The 22,864-nt window shown below is 73.1% G+C and carries 23 protein-coding genes; 14 read left to right on the forward strand and 9 right to left on the reverse strand.

Going from position 1 to position 22,864, the window contains the following annotated elements:
* Positions 1-112 precede the first annotated feature (112 nt).
* Positions 113-613: a transcription elongation factor GreA gene (greA, locus tag M8C11_RS13730; protein WP_013284133.1), complete on the forward strand. Its 501-nt coding sequence runs from the start codon at positions 113-115 to the stop codon at positions 611-613.
* A gap of 173 nt (positions 614-786) precedes the next feature.
* On the opposite strand, the gene ilvA is transcribed toward greA, so the two are convergent.
* From ilvA to M8C11_RS13750, 4 genes are all read right to left on the reverse strand, one after another.
* The gene (gene ilvA / locus M8C11_RS13735) at positions 787-2,007 is read right to left on the reverse strand and encodes a threonine ammonia-lyase (RefSeq protein ID WP_121684808.1); all 1,221 of its coding nucleotides are present in this window, start codon (positions 2,005-2,007) and stop codon (positions 787-789) included.
* A 95-nt stretch (positions 2,008-2,102) separates the two neighbouring features.
* Complete coding sequence (locus M8C11_RS13740; protein ID WP_252449803.1) at positions 2,103-2,810, reverse strand: DUF4328 domain-containing protein; 708 nt, start codon at positions 2,808-2,810, stop codon at positions 2,103-2,105.
* A 148-nt stretch (positions 2,811-2,958) separates the two neighbouring features.
* Positions 2,959-4,371: an amidase gene (locus M8C11_RS13745; RefSeq protein WP_121684810.1), complete on the reverse strand. Its 1,413-nt coding sequence runs from the start codon at positions 4,369-4,371 to the stop codon at positions 2,959-2,961.
* A gap of 16 nt (positions 4,372-4,387) precedes the next feature.
* Positions 4,388-5,530: a cystathionine gamma-synthase gene (locus M8C11_RS13750; RefSeq protein WP_120571574.1), complete on the reverse strand. Its 1,143-nt coding sequence runs from the start codon at positions 5,528-5,530 to the stop codon at positions 4,388-4,390.
* A gap of 106 nt (positions 5,531-5,636) precedes the next feature.
* Here M8C11_RS13750 and M8C11_RS13755 point away from each other — a divergent pair, with 106 nt between their 5' ends.
* From M8C11_RS13755 to msrA, 4 genes are all read left to right on the forward strand, one after another.
* Positions 5,637-5,960: a hypothetical protein gene (locus M8C11_RS13755; RefSeq protein WP_252449831.1), complete on the forward strand. Its 324-nt coding sequence runs from the start codon at positions 5,637-5,639 to the stop codon at positions 5,958-5,960.
* A complete protein-coding gene (locus tag M8C11_RS13760; protein WP_252449804.1) occupies positions 5,957-6,652 on the forward strand; it encodes a nucleotidyl transferase AbiEii/AbiGii toxin family protein in 696 nt (231 codons plus the stop codon). Before M8C11_RS13755 ends, M8C11_RS13760 begins: the two co-directional genes overlap by 4 nt.
* Before the next feature lie 122 nt (positions 6,653-6,774).
* Positions 6,775-7,188 (forward strand): HIT family protein, encoded by a 414-nt coding sequence (locus tag M8C11_RS13765; protein ID WP_013474065.1) that lies wholly within the window; start codon positions 6,775-6,777, stop codon positions 7,186-7,188.
* A gap of 76 nt (positions 7,189-7,264) precedes the next feature.
* Positions 7,265-7,924 carry a peptide-methionine (S)-S-oxide reductase MsrA gene (msrA, locus tag M8C11_RS13770; protein ID WP_013474064.1) on the forward strand — a complete coding sequence of 220 codons (660 nt, stop codon included), beginning with the start codon at positions 7,265-7,267 and terminating at the stop codon, positions 7,922-7,924.
* A 66-nt stretch (positions 7,925-7,990) separates the two neighbouring features.
* Here the strand turns inward: msrA and M8C11_RS13775 are convergent, their stop codons facing one another.
* Positions 7,991-8,344: a hypothetical protein gene (locus tag M8C11_RS13775; RefSeq protein ID WP_030271227.1), complete on the reverse strand. Its 354-nt coding sequence runs from the start codon at positions 8,342-8,344 to the stop codon at positions 7,991-7,993.
* Entirely contained in the window at positions 8,341-8,808 is a 468-nt protein-coding gene (locus tag M8C11_RS13780) for a hypothetical protein (protein WP_013474063.1), read from the reverse strand. Before M8C11_RS13780 ends, M8C11_RS13775 begins: the two co-directional genes overlap by 4 nt.
* Positions 8,809-9,013: 205 nt before the next feature.
* On the opposite strand from M8C11_RS13780, the gene M8C11_RS13785 reads away from it, so the two are divergent.
* The 5 genes from M8C11_RS13785 (at position 9,014) to M8C11_RS13805 (ending at position 15,567) form a co-directional block, all read left to right on the forward strand.
* Complete coding sequence (locus M8C11_RS13785; RefSeq protein ID WP_252449805.1) at positions 9,014-10,804, forward strand: N-acetylglutaminylglutamine amidotransferase; 1,791 nt, start codon at positions 9,014-9,016, stop codon at positions 10,802-10,804.
* A 2-nt stretch (positions 10,805-10,806) separates the two neighbouring features.
* Positions 10,807-12,645, forward strand: a complete 1,839-nt coding sequence (gene ngg / locus M8C11_RS13790; RefSeq protein ID WP_252449806.1) for an N-acetylglutaminylglutamine synthetase — start codon at positions 10,807-10,809, stop codon at positions 12,643-12,645.
* Complete coding sequence (locus tag M8C11_RS13795) at positions 12,642-13,826, forward strand: osmoprotectant NAGGN system M42 family peptidase (protein ID WP_128138800.1); 1,185 nt, start codon at positions 12,642-12,644, stop codon at positions 13,824-13,826. Before ngg ends, M8C11_RS13795 begins: the two co-directional genes overlap by 4 nt.
* 305 nt (positions 13,827-14,131) lie before the next feature.
* Positions 14,132-15,061 carry a ribonuclease Z gene (locus M8C11_RS13800; protein ID WP_252449807.1) on the forward strand — a complete coding sequence of 310 codons (930 nt, stop codon included), beginning with the start codon at positions 14,132-14,134 and terminating at the stop codon, positions 15,059-15,061.
* A complete protein-coding gene (locus tag M8C11_RS13805; RefSeq protein WP_252449808.1) occupies positions 15,058-15,567 on the forward strand; it encodes a GNAT family N-acetyltransferase in 510 nt (169 codons plus the stop codon). The genes M8C11_RS13800 and M8C11_RS13805 overlap by 4 nt, the downstream gene beginning before the upstream one ends.
* Before the next feature lie 37 nt (positions 15,568-15,604).
* On the opposite strand, the gene M8C11_RS13810 is transcribed toward M8C11_RS13805, so the two are convergent.
* Positions 15,605-16,975 carry a cystathionine beta-synthase gene (locus M8C11_RS13810; RefSeq protein ID WP_120571583.1) on the reverse strand — a complete coding sequence of 457 codons (1,371 nt, stop codon included), beginning with the start codon at positions 16,973-16,975 and terminating at the stop codon, positions 15,605-15,607.
* 78 nt (positions 16,976-17,053) lie between these two features.
* Positions 17,054-17,410 (reverse strand): YkvA family protein, encoded by a 357-nt coding sequence (locus tag M8C11_RS13815; protein WP_120571584.1) that lies wholly within the window; start codon positions 17,408-17,410, stop codon positions 17,054-17,056.
* A gap of 140 nt (positions 17,411-17,550) precedes the next feature.
* Between M8C11_RS13815 and M8C11_RS13820 the strand changes: the two genes are divergently transcribed.
* The 4 genes from M8C11_RS13820 to M8C11_RS13835 all read left to right on the forward strand — a co-directional run bounded on the left by M8C11_RS13820 (position 17,551) and on the right by M8C11_RS13835 (position 22,412).
* Positions 17,551-18,597, forward strand: a complete 1,047-nt coding sequence (locus tag M8C11_RS13820; protein ID WP_252449809.1) for an SGNH/GDSL hydrolase family protein — start codon at positions 17,551-17,553, stop codon at positions 18,595-18,597.
* A 156-nt stretch (positions 18,598-18,753) separates the two neighbouring features.
* Positions 18,754-19,566: an SGNH/GDSL hydrolase family protein gene (locus M8C11_RS13825; RefSeq protein ID WP_120571586.1), complete on the forward strand. Its 813-nt coding sequence runs from the start codon at positions 18,754-18,756 to the stop codon at positions 19,564-19,566.
* Between the two features lie 58 nt (positions 19,567-19,624).
* A complete protein-coding gene (locus M8C11_RS13830) occupies positions 19,625-20,887 on the forward strand; it encodes an acetyl-CoA C-acetyltransferase (protein ID WP_252449810.1) in 1,263 nt (420 codons plus the stop codon).
* 40 nt (positions 20,888-20,927) lie between these two features.
* Entirely contained in the window at positions 20,928-22,412 is a 1,485-nt protein-coding gene (locus tag M8C11_RS13835; RefSeq protein ID WP_252449811.1) for a CYTH and CHAD domain-containing protein, read from the forward strand.
* A gap of 102 nt (positions 22,413-22,514) precedes the next feature.
* Here M8C11_RS13835 and M8C11_RS13840 read toward each other — a convergent pair whose 3' ends face one another.
* Entirely contained in the window at positions 22,515-22,835 is a 321-nt protein-coding gene (locus M8C11_RS13840; RefSeq protein WP_252449812.1) for a hypothetical protein, read from the reverse strand.
* Between the last annotated feature and the right edge of the window lie 29 nt (positions 22,836-22,864).

Below are 22,864 nucleotides of genomic sequence, written 5' to 3' on the forward strand. Positions count from 1 at the left end.
CCCCGGCCCGCCACCGGCACCCGGGGTGATTGATCACACCTCGACGCGACCCGCACTGGTAGCCTTGCAAGTTCACCTGTCAGCCAGTCCGCACCAATCGAGGAGACCGCCTGTGTCCACAAATGGAAACGAGGCGCCCGCCACCTGGCTGTCCCAGGACGCCTACGACCGTCTGCAGGCCGAGCTCGACGAGCTGATCGCCAACCGGCCGGTCATCGCCGCCGAGATCAACGCCCGTCGCGAGGAGGGCGACCTGCGGGAGAACGGTGGCTACCACGCCGCCCGTGAGGAGCAGGGCAAGGCCGAGGGCCGCATTCTCTACCTCAAGGAGCTGCTGCGCACCGCCAAGGTCGGTGAGGCGCCGGACACCGACGCGGTGTCGCCGGGCATGGTCGTGAAGATCTACTTCGACGACGACGCCGACGACAGCGAGACCTTCCTGCTCGGCTCCCGGGAGATCGCCTCCACCACCGACCTCACGGTCTACAGCCCCGAGTCCGCGCTCGGCAAGGCGATCCTCGGTGGCAAGGCGGGGCAGACCTGCACCTACACCGCGCCGAGCGGCGCCGATATCAAGGTGACCATCGTCTCCTTCGAGCCGTACAGCGGCTGACCCCTTCCGGACCCGCGCCGGATGGCTCGGGTCCCGAACCCGACCGAGGCTGACAGGCCCTCCTCGGACCCGAGCCGCACACCCGAACGCCCCGACCGGATCATCCGGCCGGGGCGTTCGCGTTCCGCTGTGGTGTTCCCGTTCCGCTCGGGCGTCGCGATTCCGCCGAGGGCTCAGCCCTCGCCGGTGAAGACCACCTGGTAGCCGCTCGCACGCAACGCGCTGATCAGCGTGTCCGAGTGCTCCACCCCGCGGGTCTCCACGGACAGGGCCACCTCCACCTCGCCGAGGCGCAGGTGCGGGTTGGCGCGCTGGTGCACCACGTCCACCACGTTGGCCCGGTGCTCGGCGATCTCGCCGAGCAGGGAGGCGAGCTGGCCGGGCCGGTCCGTGCAGCGCACGGTGATCCGCAGGAACCGGCCGGCCGCCGCCAGGCCGTGCTCGATCACCCGGAGCATCAGCAGCGGGTCGATGTTGCCGCCGGACAGCACCGCGACGACCGGCGCGGTCACCTCCACCGCGCCGGCCAGCAGCGCCGCCACGCCGACCGCGCCGGCCGGCTCGACGACCTGCTTGCCGCGTTCCAGCAGCATCAGCAGCGCCCGGGAGATGTCCTCCTCGGAGACCGTGACGACCTCGTCGACGAGCTTGCGGACATGGGTGAAGGTCAGCTCGCCCGGACGGCCGACGGCGATCCCGTCGGCGATCGTCGCGAACGAGGGCAGCCGCATCGGCTCGCCGGCCCGCAGCGAGGGCGGGAAGGCGGCGGCGCTCGCCGCCTGGACCCCGATCACGCGTACGTCGGGACGCAGCGCCTTGGCCGCCACCGCCATGCCCGAGACCAGCCCGCCGCCGCCCACCCCGGTCACGATGGTGCGCACGTCCGGGCACTGTTCGAGGATCTCCAGCGCCACGGTGCCCTGCCCGGCGATGACGTCCGCGTGGTCGAACGGGTGGATGAACACCGCGCCGGTCCGCTCGGCGAAGGTCTGCGCCGCGACGAGCGACTCGTCCACCGTGTTGCCGACCAGCTCGATCTGCGCGCCGTACCCCTTCGTCGCGGCGACCTTCGGCAGCGGCGCGTTCACCGGCATGAAGACGGTGGCGTGCGCGCCGACCAGCCCGGCGGCGAGTGCCACCCCCTGGGCGTGGTTGCCGGCGCTCGCCGCGACCACGCCGCGGGCCCGCTCCTCGGCCGAGAGCCGGGAGATCCGCACGTACGCGCCGCGCACCTTGTACGACCCGGCGCGCTGGAGGTTCTCGCACTTGAGCCAGACCGGCCCGTCGAGCGCGGCGCTGAGCGGCCGGGACGGCTCCAGCGGGGTGGTACGGGTGACACCGGCGAGCAGTTCCCGCGCGGCCTGTACGTCGGCGAGACCGACCAGTTCCGTCATGCCCCGATCGTGCCACCCGGGGCGGGCGGAACCTGCGGCGACGTCGGCGCGACCGGCATCGGCGCGGCGGGCGCGGGCCAACCCGGTTGACCGGGTCAGGCGGACTGGCCGGGCCGGACCGGCTGTCCCGGCCACGCGGGGACGGCCCGCGCGAGCCGGTCCTGCTGGGCGGCGGAGATCCGGCGGATCAGCACGACGAACGCGATCCCGGCGACCAGGCAGGCCACCGCCGGCACCAGCCGGGGCGCGAGCGCGTCCTCGTAGAAGCGCACGTACGTGCCGAACTCCGCGTCGTTGCGGGGCAGCTCGGTCAGCCGGTCGTAGCGCTGCTGCTCGGCCCGGGCGACGAACCGGTCACCGATCAGGAACACCAGCCAGCTCGCCCACCACACCCCGACGAGCCACGACTGGCGGCGTCGCCAGACGCTGTTGCGGAGCAGGTCGGCGAGCACCCGGGCCGGTACGACGAAGTTGGCGAACGGCACCAGCCAGCCGGCGATGGCCCACGCCGGGCTGAGGTTCGGCACCGCGCCCGGGAACGCGTCCAGGTTCTTGCGGGCCCGCCAGGTCCAGATCACCACGAGCGTCCCCGCGGTCAGCAGGGCGAGCAGGTAGGGCAGCGAGAACAGCACCTCGGCCAGCACCGCGCCGAGCAGCACGTCCCGGTCGAGCTGCTCGGCGGCCGAACGGGCCATCCGCACACCCACGATCGGGAACAGCGCCGTGAGCAGGTAGCACAGGGTGGCGGCGCCGACCGCGAACGCGCCGGCCACGGCCAGGCCACGCACGCCGTACGTGGGCATGCCGGGACTCACGGCGGGCTGACCGACGCGGGTGCCGCAGCGCCGGCACTCCTCATAGGCCGGGGACGTGGGGTCCCCGCAGGTCTGGCAGTGCATCGGGGACCGTCCGAGGTGGTGTGCGCGACAGGGGTGCGCACACGCTAGACGATCACGCGGTGGCCGGCGACCCCGTTCCGACGCGGGGATAGCCGGGTGCGTGCCGGGCCCACGGCGCCTGCATCTCGAACTGGCCGGCCACCCCGAGCAGCAGCAGTTCGGAGCCGGGCGGGCCGACGAACTGCACGCCCACCGGCAGGCCGTCCGGGCGGCGCCCGACCGGCACCACGATCGACGGGAGCCCGGCGATGTTCCACGGCGCCGCGTACGGGGCGTACCTGATGTTGGTCGACATGTTCGCGAGCCAGGAGCGGCCGGACCACCCGGCGGCCTCCGGCGGCGGCCCGGCCAGCGCCGGGGTGAGCAGCAGGTCGATCGAGTTGTCCGCGAAGAAGTGCACGGACCGTTCGCGCCAGGCGGCCCGGTCGGCCTCCCGCACGTACCCCCGGCGCTGCGCCCACTCGCCGAGCGCGACGTGCCGGCGGCTGCGTCGCTGGAGTTGACGCGGCGCCACCCCGGCGGCGCGCACGTCGGCGGCCGCGGCCGCGAACCAGGTTGCGATGCCCTGGAGGCCGAGCCGGGTCGGGTAGACCGGGTCGGCGGGCACGGTGTCGTGGCCGGCGGCGGCGAGCAGCCGGCCGGCGGCGGCGACCGCGTCCCGGTTCGGCGCGTCCGGCGAGACGCCGCGTACCGGCGACCGCAGCGAGACGCCCACCCGCAGCCGCTCCGGCGGGACCAGCTTGTCCGGCCGGCGGCCGGCCAGCACCGAGAAGCCGACCACCGCGTCGGCGACGGTGCTGGTCAGCATGCCGTGCTCGGTGAGCCCGAACCAGTCGTCCGCGCCGAGCTGGCAGGGCACCACGCCCCGGCCGGGCTTGAGCCCGACCAGGCCGCAGCAGGCCGCCGGGATGCGGATCGAGCCGAGACCGTCGTTGCCGTGGGCCATCGGCACCAGCCCGGCGGCCACCGCGGCGGCCGCGCCGCCGGACGAGCCGCCGGGGGTACGCGCCAGGTCCCACGGGTTGCGGGTGACGGCGGTGTCGTCGTCGGTGAGCGCCCACAGGCCCAGCTCCGGCATCCGGGTCACGCCGAGGATGACAGCGCCCGCGCCGCGCAGCCGCCGGACCACCTCGTGGTCGGCCTCCGCCACCTCGGTACGCATCGCCGCCGACCCGTTCCAGGTGGGCAGGCCGGCCACCGGCGTGTTCTCCTTGACCGCCACCGGCACGCCGGCCAGCGGCAGGTTCGCCAGTTCCTCCTGCTCGTCGACCTTCTCCGCCTCGGTGATCGCCTCGCCGCCGCGTACCGTGCGGAACGCGCCCAGCTCGGCGTCGACCCGGGCGACGTGGTCCAGGTGGTCGGCGACGACCTGGGTGGCGGAGACGTCGCCACGGCGTACCGCCCGGGCGATCTGTTTCGCGGTCGTCCCGACCCAGGTCGTCGGCAAGATCTCCGGCACTGCCACCCTCCCCAGCCAGCGGTCAGCCCAGGGCCTGCTCCAGATCGGCGAGCAGGTCGTCGACCGTCTCGATGCCGACAGACAGTCGCACGAGATCGCCGGGAACTTCAAGCGGCGAGCCCGCGGCGCTCGCGTGTGTCATCCGGCCGGGGTGCTCGATCAGGGACTCCACGCCGCCCAGCGACTCGGCGAGCACGAACAGCCGGGCCCGGTTGCAGATCTCCACAGCATGCTCCTCGCCGCCCGCCGCGCGGAACGAGATCATGCCGCCGAACCGGCGCATCTGCTTGGCGGCCACCTCGTGGCCGGGGTGCGACGGCAGGCCCGGGTAGAGAACCTGGGCGACCTTGGCGTGTCCGTCCAGGTAGGCGGCGATCCGCTCGGCGTTGTCGCAGTGCCGGTCCATCCGTACCCCGAGGGTCTTGATGCCGCGCAGGGTGAGCCAGGCGTCGAACGGGCCGTTCACCGCGCCCATCGCGTTCTGGTGGTAGCGCAGCTCCTCGCCGAGCGTGCGGTCCGCCGCGACGAGCGCGCCGCCGACCACGTCGGAGTGCCCGCCGACGTACTTGGTGGTGGAGTGCACCACCACGTCCGCGCCGAACGCGATCGGCTGCTGGAGGTACGGCGAGGCGAACGTGTTGTCGACCACCAGCAGCGCGCCGGCGTCGTGCGCCACAGCGGCCAGTGCCGCGATGTCGGCGATGCCGAGCAGCGGATTGGTCGGCGTCTCCACCCACACGATCCGGGTGGTGCCCGGGCGGATCGCGGCGCGCACGGCGTCCGGGTCGGAGACCTTCGCCGGGGTGTACGCCAGGCCCCAGCGCTCGGCCACCTTGGCGAACAGCCGGTACGTGCCGCCGTACGCGTCGTCCGGGATCACCACGTGGTCGCCCGGCTTGCAGACGGTCCGCAGCAGCGCGTCCTCGGCGGCCAGGCCGCTGGCGAAGGCGAGCGCCACCGGGCCGCCCTCCAGCGCGGCCAGGCACTCCTGGAGCGCGTCCCGGGTCGGGTTGCCGGAGCGGCTGTACTCGTAGCCCTCGCGGGGCGCTCCGACGGCGTCCTGGGCGTACGTGCTGGTCTGGTAGATCGGCGGGATCACCGCACCGGTGCGGGCCTCCGGGTCCTGACCGGCGTGGATGGCGAGTGTCTCGAAGCCGTGGCTCATGCCGCAGACGTTAGCCCGCCCGCTTCCCCTTTGCTCCCGGTAGGCCGGGCGCGCCTGTCACAACCAGGAGTCTGTCGGGGTGGTCGGCCATACTGGGCCGGTGAGTATGACCGAGGCACTCCCCTCCCGCCTGCACGGCGTCGCCGACCGGATCCCGGTCTCGCTGGGCCTCCTGAGCGGGCCGCGGTCGGGGCGGGTCAAGCTGCCCGTGCGCCTCGCCTGGTCGGGCCCCGGCGACTATGACGTGGGTGACCCGGGTGAGCGGCTGACCCTCTACTGCCTCCTGCTGGACTGCGGCCAGCGGGACGACATCATCAGATACGTCGACGCCGCGCTGCTCCGCCAGGACTGGCCACGTATTCGGCGCTTGACCGCGCGCCGGGTGACCCGACTCTGGGAGCGGCAACTGCCCGACCTCGTCGCCGGATGATGGACGCACTGCACCGTCGCCTGCTGGAGATCGGTTTCACCGCTGGTGACGACCTAGGACTGATGCTCGCCGGTGGCTACGCCATGTGTGCCCACGATCTGGTCGACCGGCCCTCTCAGGACCTCGACTTCGCCACGGCCGCCGCGATTCCGCTCGGTGCCGTGGCGGATCGCCTCGCCGCCGCCTACGCCGCGGCCGGGTTCTCCGCCCGGATCATCGAGTCGACGCCGCGCATGGCTCGCCTGCTGATCTCGGACGACACCTCTTCATGTGAGGTCGATCTGCTCAAGGAGGCACTCGCGCCGCCGGCCCGCATGGCGATGGGCCCGGTGCTGGCCTTCGAGGACGCGGTCGGGCTGAAGGTCCGCGCGCTACACGACCGTGCTGCGCACCGGGACTACATCGACGTCCGCGCGGCCTCCGAGCGGCTCACCTGGTCGGAGTTGGAGCACCTCGGCGCCCGTCACACCGCCGGGTTCTCGTTGGACGAACTGGCCGACCGGCTGGGTGGTGTGACGGAGCGGGACGGTCGGACCTTCCGTTCGTACGGGCTCACCGAGCAGCAGGTCGACGAGTTGCGCGGATGGGCGCTGCGGTGGGAGGCGGACATCCGGGCGCGCCTCGCCAACGGCGAGACCGGCCCCACCGGCATCCCCGAAGACGACTGGGACGCCTACCTCGACCGCTCCTGACCCCCGCCCGGTTTTGCGCTGATCATGAGGTTGACGGTGCCGGCGGTCCGATTTGTCGCCGCCAACCTCATGATCATGCTCGCCCGGAGCTGGGATGGCGGGGCCGGGCCTAGGGTGGGCGGGTGAGCGGGTGTGTGTTCTGCGGGATCGTGGCGGGCGAGGTGCCGGCCTTCCGGGTGACCGACGAGCCGGACGGGGTCGCGTTCCTCGACACCCGGCCGGTGTTCAAGGGCCACGTGCTGGTGGTGCCCCGCACCCACCTGGTCACCCTGTCCGACCTGCCCGCCGACGCGCTGCCCGGCTACTTCCGGCTGGTGCAGCGCATCGCCGTGGCGGTGGAGTCCGGTCTGGGCTCCGGTGGGACGTTCGTGGCCATGAACAACCGGGTGTCCCAGTCGGTACCGCACCTGCACACCCACGTGGTGCCCCGGACCAAGGGCGACGGGCTGCGCGGCTTCTTCTGGCCGCGTACCCGGTACGCCGACGACGCCGAGGCGACGGAGTTCGCCGGGCGGATCTCGGCGGCGCTGGCCTGACGCCGGCGTGGGCGGGTAAGGAACCGGGGGGCGACGCTGTTGCACACGCTGGGAAAGCCAAGAGAGGAGTCCCACCGTGTTCCTCCGCCGCATGAAGGCCGAAATGATCTCTCCTGACCAGGCCCTGCCGGGCCGTCCGATCGCGATGCCGATCGCCGACCGGCACGAGGTGCTGCCGTCCTCGCTGAAGGGCCCGTTCCCCGAGGGCGCGCAGGTCGCTGTCTTCGGCATGGGCTGCTTCTGGGGCGCCGAGCGGCTGTTCTGGACCCTCCCCGGCGTGATCACCACGTCCGCCGGTTACGCGGGCGGGTACACCACCAACCCGACGTACGAGGAGGTCTGCTCCGGCATGACCGGGCACGCCGAGGTGGTCCAGGTGGTCTACGACCCGTCGAAGATCGCCTACGAGGACCTGCTCAAGGTCTTCTGGGAGAACCACGACCCGACCCAGGGCATGCGCCAGGGCAACGACGTGGGCACCCAGTACCGCTCGGCGATCTACACCACGACCGACGAGCAGCTCGCCGCCGCCAAGGCGTCGCGGGACGCGTTCGCGCCGATCGTGGAGCGGGCCGGCAAGGGTGAGATCACCACCGAGATCGCGCCGCTCGGCGACTACTACTTCGCCGAGGACTACCACCAGCAGTACCTGGCTCCGACGAAGAACCCGAACGGCTACTGCAACCACGGACCGAACGGGCTGAGCTGCCCGGTCGGCGTGGCCCGCACCGCGTAGCCAGACCCGAGCACTGCCCCACTCGGGCCCTCGTCCTCCAGGGACGAGGGCCCGAACGCACTGCGGTCAATCGGTGGCTCGGGGATGGCCGGTGCCTGCGTGCTTGATCCAGCAGGTCCGGGTCTGGTCGTCGACCAGGTACCAGACGCGGCCGCCGGCGGTGACCTCGTACTGCCACTGCGGCAGGGCTCTGCCGTTGTGCACCGCAGTGGCGAGGGAACCCTTGAGGGGGTGCTGGCGGCTGGTCGGCGGGGACGGGCAGGGGTGCGCCTCGATCGCGTCGAACGCGCCGCGAGTGTTGGCCGCAGCCTGCCGGCACAGCTCCTCCCAGCCCTTGGCCGCGTCATTGGTGGCGAAACGCAGGGTGTACCCACCTGGCCGGGGTGGCGGGGCGGCGCGGTCGCCGCGCTTCGCGCTCACTCGTCGGTCGGGCGCGTGACCGGCCCGAAGTCGTCGGCGCTGGGCGCGGCCAGGATCCGATGCAGATCGGGATCGGCGTGCACCTCGGCGGTGTGCCGCCATTCCGCGAGCAGCTGGGACACCGCCGCGGTGCTGCCGACGGCCGCTGCGGCCTCGGCCGTGGCGATGAACTCGTCGGTCATCTGCTCGGCGTCCCCCTGCGGCAGGAACCGCATCCAGGGCAGCACGGTCGGAAGCGTCTCACGGACCAGGGCCGGCTCTCGCCGCGCCAGGCCGGCCAGCAGCCGCGCGGTCAGGTCGACCACCTCCCCCTCGGCCTCTGCCCGTTCGGCGGACATCAGCACCAGGTCGGCGGCGTCGCGGCGACGTAGCCGCAGTGCCCGAGTACGGGCCAGCCGCTCCGCGGTTTCCGTCGGCTGGCGCAGCAACTCGGAGAACGGCACGGACTCCAAGGGCATCGACATGACATCAACACTACTTCAGAAGTGTCGCGCTGCGGCGTTCCTCACACCCTTGCGGGAGTCGAATCCCGACATCGGGTGGAGCGAGGCAGGAACCGAAGGCGTGACAGGCAACCACCCTGCGTGACGGCGCATCGTAGCAAGCTGTCACACGTTCGTCATCGTCTCAACAGGCGAACTGCAACAAGCTCTGGCAGCATTGGCTCGTATGTGCGGACTTGCGGGAGAGTTCCGCCGTGACGGTTCACGCGCCGACGTCTCGGCCGTGGAGCGGATGGCGGCCACGATGAGTGACCGAGGGCCCGACGACAGCGGCGTCTGGTCGCAGGGCCCGACCGCGCTGGGACACCGGCGCCTGAAGATCATCGACCTGTCCGCGGCGAGCGGCCAACCCATCGTGGACGCCGCCGCCGGGCTCACCGGTGTCTTCAACGGCTGCATCTACAACTATCGGGAGCTGCGCGCCGAACTCCAGGCCAAGGGCCACCGGTTCTTCTCGTCCGGCGACAGCGAGGTCGTGATCAAGGCGTACGCCGAGTGGGGGCTCGACTTCGTCGACCACCTGATCGGCATGTTCGCCGTAGCGATCAGCGAGCGCGACACCGGCCGCCTGGTGCTGGCCCGGGACCGCCTCGGCATCAAGCCGCTCTACCTGGCCGAGAGCCCCGGCGTGGTGCGGTTCGCCTCCACCCTGCCGGCGCTGCTTGCCGGCGGCGGCGTCGACACCACGATCGACCGGGTGGCGCTCGCCCACTACCTGAGCTTCCACAGCATCGTGCCGCCGCCGCGCACCATCCTGGCCGGCGTCACCAAGCTGCCCCCGGCCACGGTCCGGGTGTACGAGGCGGACGGCTCCACCCACGAGCGGGTGTACTGGGATCCGGCGTTCAGCCGTGCCGCCGAGCGGGCCGGCTGGTCCGAGCGGGACTGGCAGGACGCGCTGCTCGACTCGCTGACCACCGCCGTACGCCGCCGCATGGTGGCCGACGTGCCGGTGGGCGTGCTGCTCTCCGGCGGCCTCGACTCCAGCCTGGTGGTCGCGCTGCTCGCCGGCGAGGGGCAGGCGCAGTCCGGCCTGGCCACGTTCTCCATCGGCTTCGACGCGGTGGGTGGCCGGGAGGGCGACGAGTTCGTCTACTCCGACCTGGTGGCGAAGACGTTCGGCACCGACCACCACCAGATCCGGGTGCCCACCGGCGACCTGCTGCCGCCGCTGGAGGCCGCCGTCGCGTCCATGAGCGAGCCCATGGTCAGCCACGACTGCGTGGCGTTCTGGCTGCTCAGCCAGGAGGTCGCGAAGCACGTCAAGGTGGTGCAGTCGGGCCAGGGCGCGGACGAGATCCTGGGCGGCTACCACTGGTACCCGCCGCTCGCCGGGGTGGACCGGGAGCAGGCGCTCGAGACGTACGCGAAGGCGTTCTTCGACCGCGACGCGGCCGGACTGGCCCGGGTGCTCAACCCGGCGTGGCTGGCCGACGGCGACCCGGCGCGGGAGTTCGTGGCCGCGCACCTGGGCCGCGCGGGGGCGCAGACCGCCGTCGACGCGGGCCTGCGGATCGACACCCAGGTCATGCTGACCGACGACCCGGTGAAGCGGGTCGACAACATGACCATGGCGCACGGGCTGGAGGCCCGGGTGCCGTTCCTCGACCACGAGTTCGTCGAGCTGGCCGCGAGCTGCCCGCCGGAGCTGAAGCTGGCCCAGGGTGGCAAGGGCGTGCTCAAGGAGATCGGCCGCCGCGTCCTGCCGCACGAGGTCATCGACCGGCCCAAGGGCTACTTCCCGGTGCCCGGTCTCACCCACCTGGAGGGCAAGCTCCTCGACCGGGTACGCGACGCGCTCACCTCGCCGGAGGCCCGCCGCCGTGACCTGTTCCGCGCCGACTACGTCGACGCGCTGCTCGCCGACCCGAATGCCGAACTGACCCCGTTGAACGGAAACAAGCTGTGGCAACTGGGACTCCTGGAAATGTGGCTCCAGAGCCACGGAATCGACTGAGCGTGACCGACACCCTCGCCACCGGAACGGCGCGTACCGACCGGGAACGGGTGCTGGGGCGCCGCCGGGAACGCATCGGGCCCGGCGGTGACCCGGTCGCACCGGGTACGCCGGAGCCTCGAAAGCCGGAGACCGCGTCCACCGACGCCTCGGGCGTGGTGCTCGACTGCGGCTGGGGCCGGCTGGTGTTCGGGCAGACGTTCGACGACCAGGTGCACGTGGCCGACGTGCTGCGCTCCGAGGCGGTCGGCGCCCGGGACATCTGCATCTACCTGCGTGACCCGCACGTGCTGGTGTCCCGGCTGCCGGACGAGCTGTTCATCGACCCGTCGCTGACCTACCGGCTGCCGCTGGGTGAGAAGCGGCCCGCCGCCACCGAGGGCGGCGAGGTGCCCGGGCTGACCATCCGGCCGTTGCGGGACGCCGCCGACGCCGAGGCGGTGAACCGGATCTACGCGCGCAACGGCATGGTCACCGCCCCGGTCGAGGTGCTGGTGGACAACGCCGGCACGGACCGGTTCCTGCACCTGGTGGCCGAGGACGCCACCGGTGAGGTGGTCGGCACCATCACCGGCGTGGACCACGTCGCGGTGTTCGGCGACCCGGAGAACGGCGCCAGCCTGTGGTGCCTGACCGTGGACTTCAACACCGCCCCGCCCGGCACCGGCCAGGCGCTGCTCACCGCGCTCGCCGACCGGCTCGACGGGCGCGGCCGGGCGTTCGTGGACCTGTCCGTGCTGGCCGAGAACTCGGGTGCGATCCGGCTGTACGAGCGTCTCGGCTTCCACCGCACCGGCACGCTCTGCGTGAAGCGGAAGAACCCGATCAACGAGCGCCTGTTCCTGCCCGCCATGCCGCAGGGGTACGACGAGCTGAACCCGTACGCGAAGATCGTCGCGGACGAGGCGATGCGGCGCGGCATCCGGGTGGAGGTGACCGACCCGCACTGGGGTGAGCTGAAGCTGACCACCGGCGGCCGGACCATCCACACCCGCGAGTCGCTGTCGGAGCTGACCTCGGCGGTGGCGATGAGCCGCTGCGACGACAAGCGGGTGACCCGGCGCATCCTCACCGAGGCGGGGCTGTCGGTGCCGCGCGGGCGCACCGCGACCGGCGAGCCCGACGACATCGCGTTCCTCGACGACGTGGGTCCGGTGGTGGTCAAGCCGGCGCGCGGCGAGCAGGGCAACGGCATCACCGTCGGCGTGCGTACGCCGGAGGCTCTGACCGCGGCCGTCGAGCTGGCCCGCCGGTTCTGCCCGGACGTGCTGATCGAGGAGCTGCGCGCGGGCGAGGACCTGCGGGTCGTGGTGATCGACCACGAGGTCGTCGCCGCCGCGGTACGCCGCCCGGCGCAGATCACCGGCGACGGTGTGCACGACATCACCGAGCTGATCGAGCGGCAGAGCCGGCGGCGGGCGGCAGCCACCGGCGGCGAGTCCCGCATCCCGGTCGACGACATGACCCGCGAGGTGGTGGCGGAGGCCGGGTACCGGATGCACGACGTGCTGCCGGAGGGCGAGGTGCTGGCGGTCCGCCGGACGGCCAACCTGCACACCGGCGGCACGATCCACGACGTGACAGCCGAGCTGCACCCGGCGATCGCCGAGGCGTGCGTCACTGCGAGCCGGGCGCTGGACATCCCGGTCACCGGGCTGGACCTGCTGGTTCCCGCCCCGGACCAGCCGGAACACGTCTTCATCGAGGCGAACGAGCGCCCCGGACTGGCCAACCACGAGCCGCAGCCGACCGCCGAACGCTTCGTCGACCTGCTCTTCCCGGGTACCCGGGCACCGCAGCGACTCTGGTCGCCTGCCGGTGCGGCAGGCTCTGGGGCATGACCGCACGCAAACCCCAACCGCTCAAGCTCGACCTCGACTACCTCCGCCAGGTGCTGGTGGAGCTGCTGGAGATCCCCAGCCCGTCGGGGCGCACCGACCACATCCAGCAGTACGTGGGCGAGCGGCTCTCCGCGATCGGGATCAGCTCCACGCTGACCCGTCGCGGGGCGCTGAGCGCCTGTCTGCCCGGCCCCCGGTCGACCGGCGCCGACCGGGCGATCGTGGTGCACACCGACACCATCGGCGGCATGGTGAAGCGGCTGAAGGAGAACGGCCGGCTGGAGGTCAACCCGATCGGCACGCACAGCGCCCGCTTCGCCGAGGGCGCCCACGTGCGGATCTTCACCGACGACCTGGAGCGGGTCGTCACCGGCCAGGTGCTGCCGCTGAAGGCGAGCGGGCACCGCTACAACGAGGCGGTCGACCTCCAGGGCGTCGGCTGGGAACTGGTCGAGGTGCGGGTGGACGAGCCGGTGCACGACGAGGCCGGGCTGCGGGCGCTCGGCATCGACGCCGGGGACTTCGTCGCGTTCCTGCCCAACCCGACCATCACCCCGAACGGGTACGTCAAGTCCCGGCACCTGGACGACAAGGCGGGCGTGGCGGCGGTGCTGACCGCGTTCAAGGCGATGGTCGACGCCGGGGTCACCCCGGCGGTCACCGCGCACCTGCTGGTCACCGTCACCGAGGAGATCGGCCACGGCGCCAGCCACGGGCTGGACCCGGATGTCGCGGAGATCGTCTCGGTGGACGCGGCGGTGGTCGCGCCGGGCCAGCAGTCCCGGGAGACCGCTGCCACGCTGGCGATGGGCGACGGGGTCGGCCCGTTCGACTACCACCTGACCCGCAACCTGGCCTCGATCGCCAAGGAGCACGGCGTCGACCTGGTCCGGGACGTGTTCGACTACTACCGCTCGGACGTGGCCGCGGCGGTCGAGGCCGGGGCGCACGCCCGGGTGGCGCTGCTCGGGTTCGGCGTGGACGCCACGCACGGCCACGAGCGCACCCACCTCGACGGCCTGCACCAGCTCACCCAGCTGCTCTGCCTCTACCTCCAGAGCCCGCTGGTGTTCCCCGAGTGGGACGCCGAGCCGGAGGGCGACCTGGCCGACTTCCCGTCGCTGGCGGTGCAGCCGGCGAACGAGGAGGGCCCGCGCGAGGGCCCGATCGGCCTGGACTGACGCCTGTGATCGAAATCCGTTGCCGCGGCCGCGGGGAAGTGGATAGCGTGGCGGTACACGGGAAAGGAGGTGGTCCAGACTTGTATAGCAATCGGACTCGTGAGGTGGCTGTCCGCTAGCCGCTGTCCTCGACAGTGAGAACTCGTCCGCCGCGAGGCGGGCACTGCATGATCGTCGAGACCGTGTGGCAGCGGTGCGGCGAAACCACGACAGCCACCCGACCCCCGGGGTGCCGGCCCAGTCCAGCCGGCCCGCGCGCGAGCGCGGAAGCCCCGGGGGTCGCTTTATGCGCTCCGGAGGATGCCGTGTCCATGCGTGAGCTGGTGGTGCTCGGTACGGCCAGCCAGGCCCCGACCCGGCAGCGCAACCACAACGGCTACCTGCTGCGCTGGGACGACGAGGTGATCCTCTTCGACCCGGGCGAGGGCAGCCAGCGGCAGATGCTGCACACCGGGATCACCGCCACCGACCTGACCCGGATCTGCGTCACCCACTTCCACGGCGACCACTGCCTCGGCCTGCCCGGCACGATCCAGCGGCTCTCGCTGGACCGCGTACCGCACCCGGTGGCGGTGCACTTCCCGGCCGGCGGCGCCGAGTACTTCGCCCGGCTGCGCCACGCGTCCAGCTTCTACGAGACCGCCGAGCTGTCCGTCGAGCCGATCGACGCCGACGGGCAGCGGATCACGCTGGGCATCGGCACGCTGGAGGCCCGCCGGCTGCGGCACCCGATCGAGACGTACGGATACCGCCTGGTCGAGCCGGACGGCTGCCGGATGCTGCCGGAGCGGCTGGCCGCGTACGGCATCGCCGGTCCGGACGTGGGGCGGCTGCTGCGCGACGGGCACCTGGACCGCGACGGACGCCGCGTGACCGGCGACGAGGTGAGCGTGACCCGGCCGGGGCAGCGGTTCGCGTTCGTGATGGACACCGGGCTCTGCGACGGCGTGTACGCGCTGGCCGAGCACGCCGACCTGCTGGTGATCGAGTCGACGTTCCTGGAGTCGGAGGCGGCGCTCGCCGCCGAGGTCGGGCACCTCACCGCCGGCCAGGCCGCGCGGGTGGCGGCCGAGTCGGGGGTACGGACGCTCGTGCTCACCCACTTCTCCCAGCGGTACGCCGACCCGCGCCGCTTCCACGACGAGGCCCGGGAGCACTTCACCGGTGATCTGGTGATCGCCGAGGATCTCCAGACGGTGCAGGTGCCGCCCCGGCGGGTACCGTCGCCCGGGTGACGATCTCCCTACGTTCCGCGACCGAGGCCGACCTGATGGCGGTCGGCGCCCTGCACCAGCGCTCACGGGTGGCGGCGTACTCGTCGTTCCTGCCGCCCGAGGCGCTCGCCGACCCGACGCCGGAGGCGATGGGCCGTTACTGGGTGGAGCGGCTGACCTGGGAGGGCGCGGACCACCGGATGACGGTGGCCGAGCGGGACGGCCGGCTGGTGGGCTTCAGCTATCTCGGGCCGGACGACGAGGGCGACCCGGCGACCGGGCTGCTCAACGCGATCCACCTGGAGCCGTCCGAGCGGGGCCGGGGCACCGGCCGGGCGCTGATGGTGGACGCGCTGGACGCGATGCGGGCCCGGGGATGGACCCGGGCCGCGCTCTGGGTGCTGCGGGAGAACACCCACGCGCGCCGGTTCTACGAGCGCGGGGGCTGGGTCCTGACCGGTCTGCAGCGGGACGAGCACATCGGCTCGGCGCTGGTGCCGCAACTGCGCTACGGCCGGGAGCTGTGAACGGGCGGGGCCCCGGAGTGCCGGGGCCCCGCCCCGCTCAGCGCGCGCCGAGGTGGGCGAGCAGGTCCTGCCGGGTCAGCACGCCCTTGGGCTTGCCGTCGACCAGCACCAGCGCCGCGTCCGCCTTCTCCAGCAGCCCGACCGCCTCGCTCACCGGCTGCCCGCCGCCGATCATCGGCAGCGGCTCGCCCATGTGCCGCTCGATCGTGTCGTGCAGGTGGGCCTGGCCGGTGAACAGCGCGTCGAGCAGGTCCTTCTCGGCGATCGAGCCGGCCACCTCGCCGGTCACCACCGGCGGCTCGGCCTTGAGCACCGGGAGCTGGGAGACGCCGTACTCGCGCATGTAGTCGATCGCGTCGCGGACCGTCTCGGTCGGGTGCACGTGCACCAGTTCGGGCAGCCCACCGGGCTTGCCGGCGAGCGCGTCGGCGACCGTCGGCTCGGTGCCCGAGTCGTCCAGGAAGCCGTACCGGGCCATCCACTTGTCGTTGAAGATCTTCGACAGGTAGCCCCGGCCGCCGTCCGGCAGCAGCACCACGATCACGTCGTCCGGGCCGGCCTTACGGGCCACCTCCAGCGCGCCCACCACGGCCATGCCGCAGGAGCCGCCGACCAGCAGCCCCTCCTCGCGGGCCAGCCGGCGGGTCATCTCGAACGACTCCTTGTCCGACACCTCGACGATCTCGTCGGCGACCGACCGGTCGTACGTCTCCGGCCAGAAGTCCTCACCGACGCCCTCGACCAGGTACGGCCGGCCGGTACCGCCGGAGTAGACCGAGCCCTCCGGGTCCGCGCCGATCACCTTGACCCGGCCCTCGGACGCCTCCTTGAGGTAGCGGCCGATGCCGGAGATGGTGCCGCCGGTGCCGACGCCCGTGACGAAGTGGGTGATCTTCCCCTCGGTCTGCCGCCACAGCTCCGGGCCGGTGGTCTCGTAGTGCGAGCGCGGGTTGGCCGGGTTGCTGTACTGGTTGGGCTTCCACGCGCCGGGGATCTCCCGGGCCAGCCGGTCGGAGACGTTGTAGTAGGAGCGCGGGTCCTCCGGCGCGACGGCGGTCGGGCAGACCACCACCTCGGCGCCGTACGCGCGCAGCACGTCCTGCTTGTCCTGGCTGACCTTGTCCGGGCACACGAACACGCAGCGGTAGCCCTTGAGCTGGGCCACCAGGGCCAGCCCGACGCCCGTGTTGCCGCTGGTCGGCTCCACGATCGTGCCGCCCGGCCGCAGGATGCCCGCCTTCTCGGCGTCCTCGACCATGCGCAGCGCGATCCGGTCCTTGACCGAGCCGCCCGGGTTGACGTACTCCACCTTCGCCAGCACGGTGGCCTGGATGCCCTCGGTGACGTTGCGCAGGCGTACCAGCGGGGTGTTGCCGATCAGCTCGACGACGTTGTCGTAGTACTGCACCTCGTTGTGCCCTTCGTCGCGCCGCCGTCGGTTCCGGCGGCCGGTCAGCCCTCAGTTCGCCGACCAGCGTACGTGCCGTCAGGGCACCACATGCCCGGGGATGACGGAGCTGCGACGTGCCTCCCACTCCAGGAACCGCTCGGTCTCGGCGAGCACGCTGCCCGCCAGCCAGGTGACCATGACCGCGTCGTCGGCCAGCCCGAAGATCGCCAGCGGGATCTCCGGCAGCAGGTCGATCGGCGAGACGATGTACGCCGTCGCCCCGGCCATGAGCGCCAGGCGCAGGCCGCCGTCGTACTCGCCCCTGCTGGTCGCGCGGATCATCCGCGGCAGCGCCGCCAGCCGTGCCCCGAGCGACGGCCCGCCCCGCGTACCCGCCGCCAGCGCCCGGGCCAGCGCGGCGAACGCGGCGCTGCGCTTCAACGTCTTCCCCATGATGTCGCCCCTCTCCGCCCGACATGGTGCGGCCCGGTGGCAAGCCCGCGTCCGCTGCCCCCATCGGTACCCGATTCGGGCACCGCCCAGCCATCCGATCACGGACAGCAGTGGTCGTACCGGCGCGATACTGTCGGTTCATGGGGGACGCTGGTTCCGTCGCGCCGGTCCGCCGGCAGCGCGCCCGGCAGATCGCCCGCCTCGCGGCGATCGGCACGGGCGCCACGGTGGCGGCCACCGCCGCCACCGGCGGGGTGCTGCTCGGCCAGGCCCGGCAGGCCCGCCGCACCATCCCGATGGCTCAGGCCCCGCCTCCGCGCTGCGACGGCGTCTACGGCGCGAGACTGCCCGGCCCGCCGATCACCATGGTCATCCTGGGCGACTCCTCGGCGGCCGGGTACGGCGTGCACAGGCGCCGGGAGACGCCGGGCTCGCTGCTCGCCACCGGGCTGTCCCGCCGCCTGCACCGGCCGGTCCGGCTGCACCGGTTCGCCGTGGTCGGCGCGCTGTCGTCCGGGCTGAAGCCGCAGGTCGAGTCCGCCCTGGAGGTCGAGCCGGACGTCGCGGTGATCCTGGTCGGCGGCAACGACGTCACCAACCGCTCACCGTTCTCGGTGGCGGTGCGCTATCTGGTCGACGCGGTCCGCACGCTGCGGGCGGCCGGCTGTGAGGTGGTCGTCGGCACCTGTCCCGACCTGGGCACCATCCGGCCCATCCAGCCGCCGCTGCGCTGGCTGGCCCGGCGCTGGAGCCGCCAGCTCGCCGCCGCGCAGACGGTGGGCGTGGTCGAGGCCGGCGGCCGTGCCGTCTCGCTCGGCGACATGCTCGGGCCGCGCTTCGCCGCCGACCCCGGGCGGATGTTCGCCTGGGACCGGTTCCACCCCTCCGCCGAGGGGTACGCGATAGCCGCGGCGGCGTTGCTGCCCACCGTGCTGTCCGCGCTGGGCGCCGTCCCGGAACGCAGGCCTGTCCTGCCCGGCGTGGAAGGCGTACGGTCGCTCCCGGAGGCCGCCCACCAGGCGGCCCGGCACGCCGGCACGGAGGTCAGCGGCGCCCAGCTCCGGGGTCGCGACCGCGGGCCGGGCGGACGGTGGGCGCAGCTTCGCCGGCGGGCCTTCTTCGGCGTCGGCGCGGTGCCCCCGACCGGCAGCGCCGCCGACTCGGCAACGCTGGAGGGAACGGCATGAGCGAGCGCAGCGAGCGAATCGGCCGGCTCAGCGCAAAGGTGCCTCATGACGGCACGGAGCGAAGCGGAGTGACGTCATGAGCGAGCGCAGCGAGCGAATCGGCCGGCTCAGCGCAAAGGTGCCTCATGACGGCACGGAGCGAAGCGGAGTGCTGTCATGAGCGAGCGGAACGAGGTGGCCCGGTGGGGCCGGGCGGCGGCCCTGTCGCTGCTGGCCGGCACGGTGGGCGGCGCGGCGGTCCTCGCCGGCCAGGCCATCGCCGCCCGCACCCGCGAGTACGCCCAGCCCGAGCTGGGTCTGGTGCTGCGCGCGACGGTCGGCCGTGCGGACGCGCCGCCGTTGCGGCTGGTGCTGCTGGGTGACTCGTCGGCGCTCGGCGTGGGCGTCGACCGGTTCGAGGACACCATCGGCGGTCAGCTCGCCAACCTGCTCGCCGAGGGGCCGACCGGCCGCCGGGTGCAGTTGTCGAGCGTGGGGGTCTCCGGCTCGCGTGCCACCGACCTGGCCACCCAGGTGGCCCGGGCGCTGCTGGGCGAGCGGCCGGACGTGGCGGTGGTGCTGATCGGGGCGAACGACGCCACCGCGATGTCGCGGCCCGGTGACGCGGCGGCCTATCTCGGCTCGGCGGTACGCCGGCTGCGGGAGGCGCACGTCGAGGTGGTCGTGGGCACGTGTCCGGATCTCGGCGCGGTACGCGCGGTCGCCACGCCGCTGCGCCAGGTGCTCGGCTGGTCCGGGCGGCGGATGGCGCGGGCCCAGACGGCCGCCGTGCTGGACGCCGGCGGCACCGTTGTCGACCTGGGCACCGAGACCGGTCCGGTGTTCCGCGCGGACGCGGGGACGCTCTGCCACGACGGCTTCCACCCGTCGGCCGACGGCTACCGGGTGTGGGCGCACGCCCTGCTCCCCGCGGTCGAGGCGGCGGCGGCCGTCGCGTTCCGGCACCACCGGCAGCCGCCCACGGGGTGACATTTCCCGCCCGCCTCGCGGCTTCCCGGGCATGTTACTCGCGCGTTAACGTTGGCTCATGCCGATTGAGTCGCCCCGCGACGCCGTCATCGTCGCCACCGCCCGGTCCCCCATCGGCCGCGCGTTCAAGGGTTCCCTCCGCGAGGTCCGCCCGGACGACCTCGCCGCCACCATCGTCCAGGCCGCCCTCGACAAGGTCCCGGCGCTCGATCCCACCACCATCGACGACCTCTACCTCGGGTGCGGTCTGCCCGGCGGCGAGCAGGGCTTCAACATGGCCCGGGTGGTCGCCACCCTGATGGGCCTCGACGGCCTGCCCGGCGCCACGCTGACCCGCTACTGCGCGTCCTCGCTCCAGACCACCCGGATGGCGATGCACGCGATCCGGGCCGGTGAGGGTGACGTGTTCATCTCCGCCGGTGTGGAGATGGTGTCCCGGTACGCCCGGGGCAACTCGGACACGCTGCCGCCGGAGGCGCAGACCCTCGTCGGCGGCGGCTGGGAGAACCCCCGCTTCGCCGAGGCCCGGGAGCGTTCCGCGGCCCGCGCCCAGGGCGGCGCCGAGGTGTGGACCGACCCGCGCGAGGCCGGGCATCTCCCCGACATCTACCTCGCCATGGGGCAGACCGCGGAGAACCTGGCCCAGGTGTACGACGTGACCCGCGAGGACATGGACGCGTTCGGCGTCCGCAGCCAGAACCTCGCCGAGAAGGCGATCGCGGACGGCTTCTGGGCCCGCGAGATCACCCCGGTCACCACGCCGGACGGCACCGTCGTCAGCACCGACGACGGTCCTCGTGCCGGGGTGACCCTGGAGGCGGTGGCTGGCCTGAAGCCGGTGTTCCGCCCGGACGGCCGGATCACCGCGGGCAACTGCTGCCCGCTCAACGACGGTGCCGCCGCCGTGGTGATCATGAGCGCCGAGCGCGCGTCCGAGCTGGGGCTCACCCCGCTGGCCCGGATCGTCTCCACCGGCGTCACCGGGCTCTCCCCCGAGATCATGGGCCTGGGCCCGGTCGAGGCGTCGAAGCAGGCGCTCAAGCGCGCCGGCATGACCATCGACGACGTCGACCTGGTCGAGATCAACGAGGCGTTCGCCGCCCAGGTGATCCCCTCGTACCGGCAGCTCGGCATCCCGGAGGAGAAGCTGAACGTCGCCGGTGGCGCGATCGCTGTCGGCCACCCGTTCGGCATGACCGGCGCCCGGATCACCGGCACGCTGCTCAACGCGCTGGAGTGGCACGACAAGACCATCGGTCTGGAGACCATGTGCGTCGGTGGCGGCCAGGGCATGGCGATGGTGCTCGAACGACTGAGCTGAGACCGGTTCGCCGGAGCACGGGCCGGGTACGGGAGGCCGCATGGCGACCGTCGTGGAACGTGAGCGCAAGTACTCCGGCGACGAGGGTTTCCGGCTGCCCGACCTGACCGGGTGCGGTGGCGTCGTGACCATGTCCGACGCCACCGTCTCGGATCTGGACGCCGTCTACTGGGACACCGACGACCTGCTCCTGCTGCGCAGCGGGCACGCGCTGCGCCGCCGTACCGGTGGGCACGACGCGGGCTGGCATCTCAAGGTGGGCGCGGTCGGTGGCGCCCGGGTCGAGCACCAGTTCCCGGCCGGGGCGTCCGACGACGGCCCGCCGCCCGAGCTGGTCGCGCTGATCCGGGCCGCGTCGCGCGGTCGTCCGGTCGCCCCGGCGGCCCGGGTCGTCAACCGCCGCCGGGAACACCGGCTGCTGGACGCGGACGGCCGGGTGCTGGCCGAGGTGGCCGAGGACGACGTCCGGTCCGAGGATCTGGTGGACGGCACCGCGCGGACCTGGCACGAGATCGAGATCGAGCTGGTCGAGGGCGACGAAGGGCTGCTCGACGCGCTCGGCGAGCGGCTGCGCGAGGCCGGCGCCCGCGAGGTGGCGGTCAGCAAGTCGCACCGGGCCGTCGCCGGCCGGATCGAGCGTTTCGACGATCGGGAACCGGACGGCCCGGCGGGCCCGGTCCTGGAGTACGTCCGGGCGCAGCGGGACGCGATCGTCGGTAACCACGCGGCCGCGTACCAGGGGGACGAGGACGCGGTCCACGACATGCGCGTGGCGACCCGCCGGTTGCGGGCGACGTTGCGTACCTTCCGGGGCCTGTGGGACCGCCGGGAGAGCGAGGCGGTCCGGGCCGAGCTGCGCCGCCTCGGCGGCGAGCTGGGCCGGGTCCGCGACACCCAGGTGATGGCCGCCCGGCTCACCGGGGCGGTGCACGAGCTGCCGGACGAGCTGGTGCTCGGCCCGGTGGCGGCGCGGATCGGCGAACGGTTCGCCGCAGACCTGGCCGAGGCGACCACCGCGCTGCGGTCCGCGCTGGACGCCGACCGTTATCCCGCCCTGCTGACCCGCCTGGACCGGCTGGCCGACGGCCCGCCCGCCGACGTCGGCCGGCGCTGGGTGGACCGCCGGGTCCGCAAGGCGGTACGCCGCGCCGACACCCGGCTGGACCGGGCGCTCGCCACCACCGGGCCGGACGGGGACGCCGCGCTGCACGAGGCACGCAAGAAGCTCAAGGCCGCCCGCTACGCGGTCGAGGTGCGCGAGCCGGCCGCCGGCAAGCGGGCTGGCCGCCTGGTGAAGCGGTTCAAGGCGCTCCAGGATCTGCTCGGCACCCACCAGGACTCGGTGGTCACCCGGGAGGTGCTCCGGCGGCAGGCGCTCCAGGCGTACGCCGACGGCGAGAACACGTTCACCTACGGCCTGCTGCACGCGAGGCAGGCGGAGGCCGCCGGCCACGACCGCCCGGCCGTCCTGCGGGCGCGCGACCGCTCGAGACACCGCAAGGCACGCCGCTGGCTGAACCCCTGACCCGCCCTCTCCCGGCCCTCACTCGGTCGATCATGAAGTTGACGGGGATCAGCGTCCGTTTTGTCACCGCCAACTTCATGATCAACGGGGCCAGGGCGGGGGTTAGAGGGCGGCGCGGGTTCGGGTCACCGCGTCGGTGGCGGTGGCCAGGATCTGGTCGGGGGGCGCGGCGAGCGTCAGGTCGGCGACTACCACGCGGAGCTGGTCTGGGAGCGCCAGGTCGCTGGGGAGGCGGGGCACTTCGCGGCGCGGCTCACCGGCCGCGTCGGCGGCCAGGTTGGCGATCTCCTGGACCAACTTGTGCACCAGGTCGGCGCGGGACACGTTGCCGCCGTCGGCCTTGGCCGACCAGCGCGGCTGCTGCCAGTGCCCGACCTGTCGGACCAGCAGGGTCACGGCCCGGTCCAGTTCCGCTGCGCTCATCGCCGCCGAGTCTACGGCGGCCCCGGGCC

It is taken from the genome of Micromonospora sp. CPM1 (genome assembly GCF_023896895.1).
GTDB classification, from domain to species: Bacteria; Actinomycetota; Actinomycetes; order Mycobacteriales; family Micromonosporaceae; genus Micromonospora; species Micromonospora tulbaghiae.

Excerpts from the sequence above, each read along its gene's own strand:
- ilvA (WP_121684808.1), bottom strand. The coding sequence starts at position 2,007 with ATGACGGAACTGGTCGGTCTCGCCGACGTACAGGCCGCGCGGGAACTG.
- M8C11_RS13740 (WP_252449803.1), bottom strand. The coding sequence starts at position 2,810 with ATGCCCACGTACGGCGTGCGTGGCCTGGCCGTGGCCGGCGCGTTCGCG.
- M8C11_RS13750 (WP_120571574.1), bottom strand. The coding sequence starts at position 5,530 with ATGAGCCACGGCTTCGAGACACTCGCCATCCACGCCGGTCAGGACCCG.
- M8C11_RS13755 (WP_252449831.1), top strand. The coding sequence starts at position 5,637 with ATGACCGAGGCACTCCCCTCCCGCCTGCACGGCGTCGCCGACCGGATC.
- M8C11_RS13760 (WP_252449804.1), top strand. The coding sequence starts at position 5,957 with ATGATGGACGCACTGCACCGTCGCCTGCTGGAGATCGGTTTCACCGCT.
- M8C11_RS13780 (WP_013474063.1), bottom strand. The coding sequence starts at position 8,808 with ATGTCGATGCCCTTGGAGTCCGTGCCGTTCTCCGAGTTGCTGCGCCAG.
- M8C11_RS13785 (WP_252449805.1), top strand. The coding sequence starts at position 9,014 with ATGTGCGGACTTGCGGGAGAGTTCCGCCGTGACGGTTCACGCGCCGAC.
- M8C11_RS13795 (WP_128138800.1), top strand. The coding sequence starts at position 12,642 with ATGACCGCACGCAAACCCCAACCGCTCAAGCTCGACCTCGACTACCTC.
- M8C11_RS13815 (WP_120571584.1), bottom strand. The coding sequence starts at position 17,410 with ATGGGGAAGACGTTGAAGCGCAGCGCCGCGTTCGCCGCGCTGGCCCGG.
- M8C11_RS13820 (WP_252449809.1), top strand. The coding sequence starts at position 17,551 with ATGGGGGACGCTGGTTCCGTCGCGCCGGTCCGCCGGCAGCGCGCCCGG.
- M8C11_RS13825 (WP_120571586.1), top strand. The coding sequence starts at position 18,754 with ATGAGCGAGCGGAACGAGGTGGCCCGGTGGGGCCGGGCGGCGGCCCTG.
- M8C11_RS13830 (WP_252449810.1), top strand. The coding sequence starts at position 19,625 with ATGCCGATTGAGTCGCCCCGCGACGCCGTCATCGTCGCCACCGCCCGG.
- M8C11_RS13835 (WP_252449811.1), top strand. The coding sequence starts at position 20,928 with ATGGCGACCGTCGTGGAACGTGAGCGCAAGTACTCCGGCGACGAGGGT.
- M8C11_RS13840 (WP_252449812.1), bottom strand. The coding sequence starts at position 22,835 with ATGAGCGCAGCGGAACTGGACCGGGCCGTGACCCTGCTGGTCCGACAG.